This window comes from Marinobacterium jannaschii DSM 6295 (assembly GCF_000620085.1).
In the GTDB taxonomy this organism is placed as follows: domain Bacteria; phylum Pseudomonadota; class Gammaproteobacteria; order Pseudomonadales; family Balneatricaceae; genus Pontibacterium; species Pontibacterium jannaschii.
Genome location: NZ_KK211065.1, coordinates 160,323 through 173,180 on the forward strand (window position 1 = coordinate 160,323; position 12,858 = coordinate 173,180).

Below are 12,858 nucleotides of genomic sequence, written 5' to 3' on the forward strand. Positions count from 1 at the left end.
GGCCCAATCCGTCAACCGCCCGGAATCTTGGTAACCATACGTACCGAGGTAGTCAGCTCTTCAAGCTGCAACCAGGGACGCAGGTGAGCAACCGCCGAGTAGGCACCCGGACGGCCTGGCTGCTCCACCACCTTGATGGCAGACTCCGCCAGCGGGGTCTTGGAGCGTTCTTCGTTACCCATTGCACCGGAGTTGGTGTACTGGTCGATCCAGGACTGCAGATTGCTCTGGATATCTGTCGCTTCCAGGTTGGACCCCAGCATGTCGCGACCCATCACCTTGAGGAAGTGAGCGATACGGCTGCTGGCCATGATGTATGGCAGACGCGCGGAGATCGCCGCATTAGCAGTCGCGTCAGGGTCGGTGTAGGTCTTGGGTTTCTGCGCGGTCTGGCTACCGATGAAAACACCGTAGTTGGTGTTCTTGTAGTGCACCAGCGGCAGGAAGCCCAGATCACTCAGCTCCTTCTCACGCTCGTCGGTCAGGTTGACCTCGATCGGACACTGCTGCTGCAGGTCGCCGGCGTCGGACTGGTAAGTCAGGTTCGGCAGATTCTCAACCTTACCGCCATTGTCCATACCACGAATCGCGGTGCACCAGCCGTAGGCAGTGTGTGCCTGGGTCATTTTCAGGCCCAGCTCGTAAGCGGCATTAGACCAGACCAGCTGGCTGTTATCGGTCGGACGCGGGTTACCCACTGCATCGGTCGCCAGCTCTTCGTAATCGAAGGCCTTTGTACCCAGGCCGTTAGCACCATAAGGCATGCGCGCCAGGGTCTGTGGCAGGGTCAGGGTCACATAGCGGGCATCGTCGCTTTCACGGAAAGCGTTCCAGGCAGCGTAGGACGGAGAGTCGAATCCTGCTGCAACCGGCTTGCCTTCGTTGAAGGTTTCGAAGCTGTCGAATTCAAACATTTCCGGATTCGCCGCTGCGATAAAGGGCGCATGGCTGGCAGCCGCGGTTTCACCCATGTAGCGCATCAGGGCCACATCTTCATCCTTGTGGGAGAAGGTGTAGTCGCCAATCAGCAGGCCATAAGGTTCACCACCGGCAGTGCCAAACTCTTTCTGGTACAGGGCTTCGAACAGCGGACTGCGATCAACCGCAGGCGCATCTTCAAACTGATCCAGCAGCTCTTCTTTCTGGAAATCCACCAGGCGGATCTTCAGGCTGGTACCCAGCTCACTCTCTTTCACCAGTTTGTTCAGACCCCGCCATGAACCTTCCAGGCGCTGGAAGTCATCCTGCTGCATCACTTCAGACAGCTGTCGGGACATCTGTTTGTCGATCTCAGCGATGGCGTTCTCAATGGTCTTGGTAACATTCTTGTCCCAGACCACGGTGCCACCCAGGGCCTGTTCTGCCAACACGGAGAACAGCTCTTTAGTGGTATCTTCCGGGGTCTGGGTGGTTGCTGCGATCGCGCGATCCAGGAAGCTGACCGCTTCCGCTTCGGCGGCGCCTGCTTCGCCTACCAGTTCTTCAGTGCTCATTCCTCGCCTCCCTTAGGATCGATACTCAGTTCGCTGGACAGCGCATTGATGGTGTCGGCGCTCTGCAGCACCTCTTTCAGCAGTTTCTCCAGATCGCGGGAACGATCGGCTTTCGCCAGCAGGGTTTTCAGCTGGGAGCGGGTATCCGCCAGCTTCTGCAGTGCGTCTACCTGGCCGATGATGGCATCCGGCTCGAAGTCCTTCATGGAGTTGAACTGCAGCGCGGCCTCAAACTGGCTGCCATCGTCAGACAGAGTGTTGTCGACTTTCAGTTTCAGTTCCGGGCCCACCCGCTTCATGACCGTGTCGAAGTTGTCTTTATCGACCTGGTAGAAGGAGCGATCCTCGAAGTCTTCGCGGTCTTCTTTGTGGGCAGAGAAATCACCCAGTACACCGACGACAAATGGAAGTTCTTTGGTTTCAACAGCACCGTTGGTTTCAACATCGTAAGTGATGCTGACACGGTTCTTGCTGACCCGCTTATGTTGTGAATTCAAGGCCACGTGCAACCTCCTGGTTTAGTTCTGGCGTTAGATAGCCGCTTTGGACTCAAGCTGGGCAGTAGTGGTATCGAATTTCACGGTATCGCCCTTCTCGATGGTACCGCCCTCGGTTTCCTGGTAGTAAACCTTGGAGATGGTGGTATAGGTCAGGTCATACTCTTCGGTTGGCAGCTCGCCATCGCGACATTCGATGTTGTAGTGAGACATGCGGGATTTCTCCAGCGTGATCACCAGGTATGGGTCCATACCTGCACCCGTACGGTTTGGCTTGGTCATCACGATCTCGATGGTCTTACCTTCAGCGCCCGGGGAGAACAGGAAGCTGGTCAGGTAAGGGGAGGCACCATCAGACTGACGACGCACCTTAACCTGGCCCAGCGCCGCCATACCCTTATCGGCGTTGTTGGCATTACCGATATTGATACCTACACCACGGTTACCTTCCCAGCTGACGTGGTCCAGGGCAAAGAAGCCTTTCTTGTTGCCGATTTCTGTAACGGTAGCTGCACCTTTAATAGTGTTAATGCCGTCAATTCGCATGAATATTGAAGCCATTTGTCTCTCCTTGCTGTTTAAAGAGCCGCCTTTGCGACCGTTCTATTCTGTTAGCTATTACCACTCAAAACTGGATATCTGCTGACCAGCCGCGTTGTCTGGGTCGGTGCCGCTGGTCTGGTTGTTGTTACCGGCAGCCGGCTCATCCGGCAAGCCGATCACCGCAGCCGGGGCGGGCGCAGCAGGCTGGCTAACGACTACCGGCTGCTCGGGCACCGTCATCGCGGGTGCTATGACCGGTGCAGCGACCGGAGCAACCATTGCGGCTGTGACCTGAGCCTGTGGCTGGGTCAGCAGGCCCGGATCGATCCGGGCTTCGGGAATATCTGTTTTCTCGATGCTTTCCAGCCCGGCCAGCTGGGTGATGCGCCCCATCACGCCGCCATTTTCGCCCACCATCTCGTTCAGCAGCTCCGGCAGCGACATATAGCCCCAGCGGATCGCCCGTTCCAGCAGCATATAGACCGGGCTGTGCGGTTCGGTGCGCTGAAAGTAGTCGGCGATACGGCGCAGCTCCTGAAAGGCCTGGTCACGGCAGTAGATCTCACCGCCCGGCGTCAGGCTGACTGTCGTGCCCGCAGCCTGAAGCGCACTAACCGCAGTATCAGCCTGTGCTTCGGTCGCGGCTGTGGTGTCTTCTGCTGATACGCTTTCTTGCTGGTTACTGCCGGCAGCTTCTGCTGCGTCAGGCGTGACCTCAACGTCTTCTACCTTGTCCAGCGGCCAGGGTTGCAACTGGTCGCCCAGGAGATAACGCAGGGCATTGATCAGCCGTTCGATGCTTTCACGGACAAAACGGAAGCTCATCCCCTCGGCGCCGTCGTTGCGACAATGTTCCGCGATGCGGCTTTCCAACAACTGCAGCGCTTCCAGCGCACGTCCCAGGGCAATAATAGTTTCGGTGACAACGGCTCGTTCAGCAGCCAGGGCGGCCTCGGCTTCAGCCTTCAGCTGTGCCAGCTCGCCCTTACGCTCGGCCGAGAAGTAACGGGCGTAGTCGATCTCGCCAATCAGCGGGATCATCTGCAGCGGCATATAGAGCAACCCGCTGTCCTGGGTATCACCCACCAGCTGCAGCAGGGGTTTGATGCGATGTTCCGCCCATTCGCGCTGACGATCGCTATCATCCTCAGCCTTGAGCTTATTTTCCGGTGGCTTGGGGTTAAGGTCCGGCCAGAATCGCTCCACTGCTTCGGCGAAGGTTTCCAATACATCGGCCAACCCCGCCAGAGGCTCGCGGCCAAACAGCTGGGCGGTGGCCAGCCAGCAAAAGACTTCGACATCCTTGGAGGTATCGGTCAGGGTCTCTTCGCACTGCTGTGCCAGCGACTGCCAGTTATCCTGGTTGGCCTGCAGCAGTTCATCATCAGCGGTGGCATCCGGCGATTCGATCAGCTGTCGGAAGGAGGACTGCGCCATATTGAAGCTGTTACGCAGTCCCCGATAGAGGCTACGGTTGCCTTTCAGGTATTCGCCGCAAGGGGCATCGTCATTGATCGGGTTAAGCAGATGTTCCATAGCAACCACTCTGTCTGATTTCCGTTATCTGCACTTACCACCAGTCGTGGATATTGTTTGCCGTACGGTATCTATATTGACGCGAATAGGCGTTGTAATAGGAGTAAGCCGCACAGCTCACTTCACTCAGTGCCAATCCCATCTCGACATCAGCCGGGGTCGTAAACGTCAGGCGTACCGAGCCAACCCTTGGCTCGTAGCGGTCTACGACACGGTTGCGGTTGCGGTTGTCATCAAACATCGGGCGGCCATCGGCATAGCGAGCATAGACGGGACGGAAGAATTTACGCTTCACCATACTTTTAACGATGCGCGCCTTTTCAGGCTCGACACTGCGGTGGATACATTCATGACAGGCGTGTAGTAGCTTCGAACCGATCTTCTGCGCAACATCCGATGGGATCAGGATATCGGAGTTGGGCAGGCGCGGATCCCAGCCAGTGCCACCGAGACGGACTACATCATAGAAAGGATGTCCCACATCCTTCGCCATCAGGGCACCGACCAGGTTAAGCTGTAACTCGACTATATGGCGGCGACCACCATCGAGCTTCATCAGCAGGAAAAATTTAATATCCTGGTAACCCTGGTCCGTTGGCCCAAGGCCGCCAGCCCGTACCGGGGTATAACGGTCTTTAAGTGCCGTGTGGTCCAGATCCTTAAATGACCGCTTAGTCTTGATAAATTCGCGCGCGGCCAATAGTGCTTCCAAGGTATCGAACTCAATGGTCGCACGGGCAATATCTTTAAGATCCTCGACATCCTTGCTGCGGTGACCACCACGAAACAACTTCTTCTTGGCATCGGAGCGCCTTTTCAGTGGCGCTTGCCGAATACCAGCAACAACCCCCGGAAACTCCCTTGCCACGTGGTTGATAAAGCGCCCCCAACTCGCGATCAGCCGCCACGGCATCAGCATAGAGTTCATCCAGCTGGCGCTCAATAACGAAATCCTCCCGCTGCTCAGCTGCTTCACCAGGGTCCAGCGAAACCGCCAGATGGTTGGTATCGTACATGTGTGCGGGTCGGATGGGTTGTCGTAGTGGCATCGTTCAAATCCTTTCCTGAGCTTCTTATTACTGGTTCTAACCGCCAATCATTACCGTCGGGCAGCCAATGCTGATAGTGCCGCCGTGGGCCGTGGTATCGCCCATTCGCGCGGCGGGCTTCTTGCCGATCAGCACCGTGGCGCTGCCTTTGACAATGCTGTCCGGCGGACCGACACAGGTACAGAGTTCTCCCATACAGGCCGCGGGCAGTTTGCCGATCAGCACCTGGGGGTTACCGGGGCCTGAAATGGGACCACCCACGTGAGGAATAGGCGGTGTTCCCGGCGTCTGCATCGGACAGACATGCATATCGGTTGAACGGGCTGCACAAGGCATCAGACGGCTAGCCTCTGTTGCAGATTGTCTCCGCGACCACCGGCGGCAATATCCAGCGCCATGGCGATCACCTGCTCATTAAATTTCTTGTGGCCATGCCATTCCGGCAAGGCGGCAGCGACGTTAATCGCGCCGGCGGCGGCCTTGGCATAGAGAAACTCTGGCGGCAATACTACGGGTTGCCCCGGCTCCCCCAGACTGCCACTGCCATTCCAGAACACTGCCTGGGCCAGCCAGCCCGGGGCCCGCTCGGTGCCGAGCCGCAGTACCTGCTGCTCCGCCAGTCGGCGCTTGGCCTCGTCCGGCTCCTGCACCCAACGACGGCCGTTTTCCAACACCGCCTGCTCCTGCTGTGACCAGACATCACTGCGCAGCCCCAGGGCCAAACAAACCCACCAGATCACTTCGCGCATCGGCAGCGCATGACAGAGAAAATTCACCGCGTCGATATACAGCTCCTGCTGCTGCAGGCTCTGCAGCAGCTCGACAGGTGCCATCTCGCCATTTACTACGCCAGCCGCCTCTTCCGAGAGTTCGAAGCGCTCCAGCACCGGCTGGCTTTGCTGATAGGGGATCTTCTTCAACATCAGTTCACCATCACCACGCCGCCTTTAACGGTGGTGCAGCCGCTGGCCGATATCTCAGCCGTGGCACTGCCCTTCACCGTCGCCGCAACACTGGCTTTGAGTTCGGCATTAAGACCCGAGGCCGCCAGGTTCGTACCCGCTTTGAGGGTCAGACCGGTCCCCGCTTTAACTTCGACGCTGGTATCTCCGGCCACCTTGACCTGACCGGCGCTCTGTTCAATTTTGGAGCTGCCATCCAGGCTGATGGTGCCGCTACTGATCTCGATCTTGGAGCTGGTCATCTTGATCTTGCTACTGCCGACCTTAAGCTCGATGCTATCGTCGGCCTCAAGGGTGATCGTTTTGCCCTCACCACTGATCGCCTTCGTCGCCGTCAGGCTGTAGTTGGTATCGGTCTTGAGCTTGATATCTTTCTTAGTGGCGAGGCTGTAGTTCTGATCCGAGGTGACCGTAATATCTTTCTTCACCGCCACCCGCTTCTCAGCCGTGACCTTCTCGTCGGTGTCATTTTCCACCTCTACCAACATGTCTTTGGCGGCATGCAGGTAGAGCTGCTCACTGTCCTTTTTATCGTCAAAACGCAGTTCGTTAGACTGCCCCTTCAACTGGGTCTTGATGCCTGACTGGGTGGTATCGGTGGTCGGATAGGGTGGCTTGTGCTTGCTGTTGTAGAGGCAACCGGTGACCAGCGGCTGATCGGGATCTCCATTGAGGAAGCTGACCAGCACCTCCTGCCCGGCGCGGGGGATAAACTGCAGGCCATAGCCATTGCCCGCCATAGACTGGGCGACCCGAACCCAGCAGCTGGTCTTATCACCACTGGCTTCACTGTCCCAGTGAAACTGAATCCGCACCCGGCCCTGATCATCTGAGGCCGGTTCAGCATCGGTCTTACCCGCTACGACGGCACTCTGCATACCAAATACCCGGGGCTTAGCCAGCTCAGGCGGGTAGTAAGGATGGCTATCCGGTACACAGCTGAAACGGCAACGCTGGGAAAAAGCGTTGTAATCATCGACGACGAACTCCTGCTCTACAGCAACCACCAGATAGTCCCCGGTCTGGCCACTGTCACTGTGGCTGGCGAGGTTAAGGTAATACCCCACGGCCAGCGAGGCGCTGTCGGTTTCACCGTCGACCAGGTGATATTCGGAGTCCAGCTGGGCACGCTTGGTTTCAGCCAGCGGCTTCGCCAGGTCATCCAGGGCGCCACTGATGGTCGGATTGGGATAGCGGTAGTCGGTCAGCTTAGTGTTGGCGGAAATCTTGTACTTTGAGCTTTTCGCCTTGCTGCTGAGCAGCTTGGTCTGGCTATAGTCATACCCCGCCAGTTCGATGGATGCACCATGAAAGCGATGGCGTGGTGACCAGTTACGGACGATCTCATTACTGCCTCCCGGGGCGCTGATATCGTCCAGTGAGACTTTGTCCGAGGATGAGAAGGGCTTGGAAGCGTCATGCAGAATCAGGGTGTCGGCATCGGTATCGACACCGTAGTGGAAATGCACACCTTCCTCTGCTAGCAGGCGGCGCACGAATGCCTGATCCGTTTCATCAAACTGCAGGCAATACTCGCGTTTGGTCGTCGGCATATCGTCGACTTTATAGCGCCCCTTAAACCCCAGTTCATCGAATACGGAGGTGACTATATCCTGTGTGCTTTGTTGCTGAAACACACGGTAATTGCGGCTGTATGAGAGCAGCGAAAACCAGGACTGGATACGCAAACGGTGGGTGGAAAAACGTTCAAATGAGTTGGTTGAGATCTGCTGGACGGACGTCACAATTCCGGTAAATGACCGGATAGCCTTGCGGCTGCTCCCCGGAGCATCAAAAACATCACAGGTTAATTCTTCGCCCAGCCACTCGTGTGGCGATATATCCTGACATTGCAGGTCGACATCCAGATCAGGCACTTCTGACAGGGCATCGCGATAAACCATGCGGTTAACAACAAAGGCATTACCTTTACTATCAGTCGCAATGAGGTTACTGCTCTGGGAGTCTACAAACCCATCCATTTATAACGCCCTTAAGGATCATCCTACAGGTTATCTATTCACCCTACCGACTTATCAGTCTGTCTTGAGCACAGACCCCTTATACAGATATCCGGCAAGTATATAAACGACCGTTCCATTAAATCCAGTCTAAATTCCTACCCGTGCTGACAGCACAGCGCCACAAGCACCCCTATCTGACAGATTTCAGGATTATCCCTTTGTTATCTTAAAGTTATCTTAAAAATCACTGAGCAGATGCGGCCTGACAACCACTGATACAGCCTCTCCGGCCAGCCGCCAGATCATCCTTTTGCCTGAGCAAGGATAGCAGAAAAAAAACGGGATCAGAGCATTATTTTTCAGCTCCACATTATCTTCACATTTCAATTTGACAATCTTACTTTATAGGTAAATTCAGCTAGTATTTACGACAGTTTTACGAGTAATCTGATTGGCATTACACAGGATTTCGACACAGATTATTACCAATAGCATGACGCAATATTGCTTTCACTCTGGCGTTGACCGTCTGATTACACGAAGCAAACAACACGAAAAGCGGCAATTAAGAAAATCCTAATGAAGTTCTTGATCGTTCGTTATTTTATGTTTTAGTCATTAGATGTATTCACAATGACACCATGCCAAAATCATTGAGAAATAACCGCAGGAAAGGTTAGTGAAAGCTTTTATCGAAGTGCATTTAAAGCTGGTAATTACCATCTGGATCATATTGGTCAGCGTTTTAGGATTGCTCTACCTGATGAACCATATGAAGTTTAACAGCCTGATGTCCGACGTGGTTTCCTCACGCCTGCAGGTCATGTCTGGCTCGCTGGAAAGGTCAATTATTAAGGCCGATCAGCTTGGGCTGCAACTACGCTCGATGGACAACCTGCCTGAACTACTGCAACGGGCTCAGGGGCGTGACAATCAGGTACGCGCTATCCATGTTATCGATCACCGCGGCGAAGTGATCTTTTCCACCGATAACAACCAGCTAGGCAAGAAGCTCAGTAGTGAACTGCTTCGACGAGCACTGAAAGGCAATGAGGCCTCATGGTCGCTGGATAGAGAAGACACTCTATATAGCGGGCTGCAGCTGTTTGACGGCGTCCATCAGCTGATGGGCAGCATCGTTATCGCCTACAACAAATCCTCCTACGGCAGTCTTCTGGCACAGGTTAAGCTGCACCTGCTGGAGATGACCCTGATGATCTTCGGTGGCTTTGCTCTGCTGATCTTCATCGCCGTACGACTCGGCTTCGGTGATGTTAATAATGTTTTTAAACTGATCACCGGGCAACTGGCCGAAGATAACCGCCGCAACCCTGAAGCGATCAAACCGGGCACAGTTGCCCATCAATTTGCGGAACAGATTGAGCGCAGTAACGAAATGAAGACCCACGTCACCGACGAACTGGAAGCGATCAGCCAGGATGCCCGGCACACCAAGCCCACCCGTACAGCCAGAAAACACACAGAAAAAACGGGGCTGATCCATGACTAACCATACCGATGGCCTGACCGGATTTATTAACCGTCGCCTGTTTCTGGTCACCCTGCTCAGCACCCTGCTGGCTTCGCTGATCAGTTCGATCTACACCCTGACCGAATTCAATATTGCCCTGAAACCACAGCTGCTGAAAAAAGCAGAAGCGGTAGCCCTGGTGATCAGTGAAGACCTGAAACTGGCCATCGATGTCGGTGTACCGCTGGATCAGATCCGGGGCATGGATCAGTACCTTGAGGAAACCGCCGCAAAATATCCTGAACTGACCTATCTGGTCGTCACCTCAGCGCGCGACAAGATCCTCTATCAGGGGGGCGTCACCGAAGGCGTGACTCTGGGTGAGCACAATAGCCAGAGCTTCTCCACCAATGCAGACAGCGCCCTTCAGGCCAGTTTTGTCAGCCGGTTGCAGCAAGGCTGGAGCGAGCTGACCAGCCTGCTGCCCGGCAGCGCTATGCAAGCCCAGAACCTTTTCCTGCCACTGGAGCAGCAGGGACAACGGGTCGGCGCGGTTCAGCTGGGCCTCGACACCGGCTTCATCCGTACCCAGCTCACCGACGTGTTCTTCGATATCGCCATCGTACTGATCGCCGTGCTGCTGGTTTCGTTTGAGGTGGTGATGGTGGTGGTGATGTTTTATGTCTCAGGCCCGCTGCAACAATCGGAAAATATCCTCAAGCGCCAGGCCAGCGGTGATTTTTCAGTTAACCAGAACTACTCCGGCAAAGGCTCTATCGGCAACTATATCAGCCGCCTGAATCAGGACTCCCGCCAGCTGCAGCAACGCTTCCGCCAGACTCTCGACCAGGTCACCGACGGCCGGGGCGATATTATCGAGCATCCGGAGCAACTGCAGTCACTGCGTAACGACGGTATCTCTGGCCGGCTGCAAAAGCTGGCGAGCAACTTTAATCTGCTGAAAGTATTCCGCGAACGCCAGGGCAATATAATGGATGCCCGTATCCCGCTGTTCGTTTTCGCCTTTGCCGAAGAGCTGCAAAAATCCTTTATGCCGCTGTTTGTTGCCGAGTTCTACGAGCCTAACCCCTGGTTCAGCAAGGACATCATGATGGGCCTGCCGATCTCGGTGTTTATGTTCGTGATCGCAGCGGCAACCCCCTTCGCCGGCAGCTGGGTTGACCGCTGGGGCCATAAACGGCTGTTTTTCTGGGGGCTGCTGCCGGCACTGGCAGGCTATATCGGCTGTGCACTGGCCAGCAGTATCTACGAGATTATCTTCTGGCGCGGCACCACCGCCATCGGTTACGCCATTATCACCATCAGCTGCCAGGGCTACATCGCCGCCATCGTCTCATCAGAAAACCGCGCCCGCGGCATGGCGATCTTTGTCGGCGTACTGATGACCGCTACCATGTGCGGTACCGCGCTGGGCGGTATCATTGCCGATCGCATCGGCTACCAGCCGGTCTTTATGATCTCCGCTGCCCTGGCTGCGTTTGCCGGGCTACTGGCGTGGCAGATGCTGTCTTCCGAAGTCGATACTGAACGTAATACCGGCGGCGCCAAGCCCGGCGGGAAAGGCAGCCTGCTGGCACTGGCTTCCAATGCCCAGTTTGTCTTTATCGTGCTGTTCTGTGCCATCCCGGCCAAGATCATCCTGACCGGCTTCCTTTACTACCTGGTCCCGCTTTATCTGGTATCGCTGGATGCCAGCCAGTCGGAGATAGGCCGTATCATGATGGTGTACTCACTGGTGATTATTCCGCTCAGCCCGCTGGCTTCCAGCCTGGCAGACCACAGCGGCAAGACCAAAGAACTGGTGGTGTTAGGCACCCTGCTCTCCGGCGGCATCCTGATATCGCTCTACGGTGAAGCTTCGATGCTCAGCATCCTGCTGGCGGTAACCCTGATGGGCGCGGCCCACTCGATCCTCAAAGCCCCGCTGATTGCCTCCGCGATGGAAGCCGCCGAAGCCACCCCGAATGTCGGCCGTACTGCAGCCCTTGGCATCCTACGTACTTCTGAACGCATCGGCAGCGTGCTCGGGCCAATCCTTGTCGCAGCACTGCTGACCTTCTATGACTACGGCGAAGCAATGACTATCGTCGGCAGCGGCATTGTAATTACCGGCCTGATTATGGCGATCTATATGAAAATGGCAGCGAAGCCTGAGGAAGCCAGCGCATCATGAAACTGAACACACTCATTCCGGCCCTGTTGCTGCTACTCAGCACTCCGTTATTTGCCACCAGTTTCACGACGGATAAGCCGGCCACCATCTATATGGTGGTCTGGCGTGGCTGTGAAGATGCCTGTCAGGGCTTCAGGCAATACATCGAAGATAAACAGCTGCCGGTCAGAATCGAGCTACGCGATGTTGCCAGGGACAAAGGCAAGCTGCCGCAGCTGTTGCAGGAAGCCCGCGCTATGAAACCCGACCTGGTGGTAACCTGGGGCACTTCGGTGACCAAAGCGATTATCGGCACTCAAGCCAGCCATAATCGACAATACCTTGGCGATATCCCTGCCATGTTTATGATTGTTGCCGACCCGATCGGCGCGGGCATTATCGACTCCTATGAACGCAGTGGCCGTAACAATGTCACCGGCATCCGCAACCGGGTACCGGAGGACGTACAGATCCGCGCGATCAAGGACTATATCGACCTGAAAAAGATCGGGGTGATCTATAACCCTTCCGCCCTTAACGCGGCGCTGAACACCCAGAAGCTGGCCAAACTGGCGGATAAGATGGACTTCGAGCTGGTGACCCGCACCTATCAACTGGATAGCCAGGGCAACCCGCTACCGGGGCAGATCCCAACACTGATGCAGCAACTGGCCGACGAAGAAGTGGATATGGTCTACGTCGGCTCCAGCTCCTATAACCGGGAGAAGCGCGATGAGTTCACCGCCGAAGCAGTAAAGAACAAGCTACCGGTAGCCAGCGCCTACGATGTGATGGTCACCAAATCTAACGGCCTGCTCGCCGTCGCCAACCGCTATTACAACGTCGGCCGCCTGGCTGGCAACCAGGCGGAGAAAGTACTGTTTGGCGACAAGGCACCGGGCGAGCTACCGATCCCATCCCTCAGCCGCTACTCGATGTTTATCAATATGGACGTCGCCCGTCAGCTGGAACTGTATCCACCGATTCAGCTGCTGCGATTGGCAGAACTGGTGAATGCGAAGCCTGAGTAAGGACTCTATACCAGTACTAATAGGGTAATACTCTCACAAAGCAGTAAGCTACCTTGCTGTACTGCTCTTGTGTGTTAGGCATCTCTTTTTAGGATTGATGCCTACAAGATTTATTGTAAAGAGCTGCGACCAAAGCGGG

At 55.6% G+C, this 12,858-nt stretch carries 11 protein-coding genes; 3 read left to right on the plus strand and 8 right to left on the minus strand.

What is annotated here, in order from left to right; genetic code table 11:
* Positions 1-11: 11 nt before the first annotated feature.
* From tssC to Q354_RS0118580, 8 genes are all read right to left on the minus strand, one after another.
* Positions 12-1,493, minus strand: a complete 1,482-nt coding sequence (tssC, locus tag Q354_RS0118545; protein WP_027858908.1) for a type VI secretion system contractile sheath large subunit — start codon at positions 1,491-1,493, stop codon at positions 12-14.
* Entirely contained in the window at positions 1,490-1,996 is a 507-nt protein-coding gene (tssB, locus tag Q354_RS0118550) for a type VI secretion system contractile sheath small subunit (protein WP_027858909.1), read from the minus strand. Before tssB ends, tssC begins: the two co-directional genes overlap by 4 nt.
* A gap of 27 nt (positions 1,997-2,023) precedes the next feature.
* Positions 2,024-2,551, minus strand: a complete 528-nt coding sequence (locus tag Q354_RS0118555; RefSeq protein WP_027858910.1) for a type VI secretion system tube protein Hcp — start codon at positions 2,549-2,551, stop codon at positions 2,024-2,026.
* Between the two features lie 57 nt (positions 2,552-2,608).
* Positions 2,609-4,069, minus strand: coding sequence for a type VI secretion system protein TssA (locus Q354_RS0118560; protein WP_051560330.1), 1,461 nt, complete (start codon positions 4,067-4,069; stop codon positions 2,609-2,611).
* A gap of 34 nt (positions 4,070-4,103) precedes the next feature.
* Positions 4,104-4,988, minus strand: a complete 885-nt coding sequence (locus Q354_RS0118565) for a class III extradiol ring-cleavage dioxygenase family protein (RefSeq protein ID WP_156948421.1) — start codon at positions 4,986-4,988, stop codon at positions 4,104-4,106.
* 166 nt (positions 4,989-5,154) lie between these two features.
* Positions 5,155-5,454, minus strand: a complete 300-nt coding sequence (locus tag Q354_RS0118570; RefSeq protein ID WP_027858913.1) for a PAAR domain-containing protein — start codon at positions 5,452-5,454, stop codon at positions 5,155-5,157.
* Positions 5,454-6,041 (minus strand): DUF6931 family protein, encoded by a 588-nt coding sequence (locus tag Q354_RS0118575; protein WP_027858914.1) that lies wholly within the window; start codon positions 6,039-6,041, stop codon positions 5,454-5,456. Before Q354_RS0118575 ends, Q354_RS0118570 begins: the two co-directional genes overlap by 1 nt.
* Positions 6,041-8,062 (minus strand): type VI secretion system Vgr family protein, encoded by a 2,022-nt coding sequence (locus Q354_RS0118580; protein WP_027858915.1) that lies wholly within the window; start codon positions 8,060-8,062, stop codon positions 6,041-6,043. The genes Q354_RS0118575 and Q354_RS0118580 overlap by 1 nt, the downstream gene beginning before the upstream one ends.
* 661 nt (positions 8,063-8,723) lie before the next feature.
* On the opposite strand from Q354_RS0118580, the gene Q354_RS0118590 reads away from it, so the two are divergent.
* The 3 genes from Q354_RS0118590 to Q354_RS0118600 are packed head-to-tail and all read left to right on the plus strand — an operon-like array spanning position 8,724 to position 12,719.
* The gene (locus Q354_RS0118590; protein ID WP_027858916.1) at positions 8,724-9,554 is read left to right on the plus strand and encodes a hypothetical protein; all 831 of its coding nucleotides are present in this window, start codon (positions 8,724-8,726) and stop codon (positions 9,552-9,554) included.
* Positions 9,547-11,709: an MFS transporter gene (locus tag Q354_RS0118595; RefSeq protein WP_027858917.1), complete on the plus strand. Its 2,163-nt coding sequence runs from the start codon at positions 9,547-9,549 to the stop codon at positions 11,707-11,709. Before Q354_RS0118590 ends, Q354_RS0118595 begins: the two co-directional genes overlap by 8 nt.
* Positions 11,706-12,719 carry an ABC transporter substrate-binding protein gene (locus tag Q354_RS0118600; RefSeq protein ID WP_211252290.1) on the plus strand — a complete coding sequence of 338 codons (1,014 nt, stop codon included), beginning with the start codon at positions 11,706-11,708 and terminating at the stop codon, positions 12,717-12,719. Before Q354_RS0118595 ends, Q354_RS0118600 begins: the two co-directional genes overlap by 4 nt.
* The last annotated feature ends 139 nt before the right edge of the window (positions 12,720-12,858 follow it).

What these genes read in the sequence shown, in the direction of transcription:
- tssC (WP_027858908.1), bottom strand. Translation starts at nt 1,493, where the DNA reads ATGAGCACTGAAGAACTGGTAGGCGAAGCAGGCGCCGCCGAAGCGGAA.
- Q354_RS0118555 (WP_027858910.1), bottom strand. Translation starts at nt 2,551, where the DNA reads ATGGCTTCAATATTCATGCGAATTGACGGCATTAACACTATTAAAGGT.
- Q354_RS0118560 (WP_051560330.1), bottom strand. Translation starts at nt 4,069, where the DNA reads ATGGAACATCTGCTTAACCCGATCAATGACGATGCCCCTTGCGGCGAA.
- Q354_RS0118565 (WP_156948421.1), bottom strand. Translation starts at nt 4,988, where the DNA reads ATGCTGATGCCGTGGCGGCTGATCGCGAGTTGGGGGCGCTTTATCAAC.
- Q354_RS0118570 (WP_027858913.1), bottom strand. Translation starts at nt 5,454, where the DNA reads ATGCCTTGTGCAGCCCGTTCAACCGATATGCATGTCTGTCCGATGCAG.
- Q354_RS0118575 (WP_027858914.1), bottom strand. Translation starts at nt 6,041, where the DNA reads ATGTTGAAGAAGATCCCCTATCAGCAAAGCCAGCCGGTGCTGGAGCGC.
- Q354_RS0118580 (WP_027858915.1), bottom strand. Translation starts at nt 8,062, where the DNA reads ATGGATGGGTTTGTAGACTCCCAGAGCAGTAACCTCATTGCGACTGAT.
- Q354_RS0118595 (WP_027858917.1), top strand. Translation starts at nt 9,547, where the DNA reads ATGACTAACCATACCGATGGCCTGACCGGATTTATTAACCGTCGCCTG.
- Q354_RS0118600 (WP_211252290.1), top strand. Translation starts at nt 11,706, where the DNA reads ATGAAACTGAACACACTCATTCCGGCCCTGTTGCTGCTACTCAGCACT.